The sequence below is a fragment of the Ligilactobacillus equi DSM 15833 = JCM 10991 genome (assembly GCF_001435735.1).
Taxonomy (GTDB): Bacteria; Bacillota; Bacilli; order Lactobacillales; family Lactobacillaceae; genus Ligilactobacillus; species Ligilactobacillus equi.
This window is the reverse complement of record NZ_AZFH01000188.1, coordinates 1-293: the sequence shown is the minus strand read 5'-3', so window position 1 is coordinate 293 and position 293 is coordinate 1. Positions and strand designations below refer to the sequence as shown.

At 37.2% G+C, this 293-nt stretch carries 1 protein-coding gene; it reads left to right on the top strand.

What is annotated here, in order from left to right; all coding sequences use genetic code 11:
* On the top strand, nt 1–293 hold a 293-nt coding region (locus tag FC36_RS12540), incomplete at both ends, for a hypothetical protein (RefSeq protein ID WP_235805824.1).

The following is a 293-nucleotide window of genomic DNA, read 5'->3' as shown; positions in this document are numbered from 1 at the left end:
GAATACTGGTACTCTCCCGGTATTACTCCGACAATAAGTCATGCGGATTCAACTTCTGATTCTCGATTTTACGAACAACTGTATAAGGTAAAAAACGGTTCTAGTATTCTTTACAAAAACGCTATCAAGTCAAACAATGGTACTGTATATGACGCCAAGTTAGTATTTGATAATGTTGGGGAAACACCCGAGGAATACCGGTACATTGGATTGGCAGTTGATATAAACAATCGTAGTGCTTTTCTTTTAGGTTTTGAAAACCTATATAATTATCACACGGAAGGACATTGGGA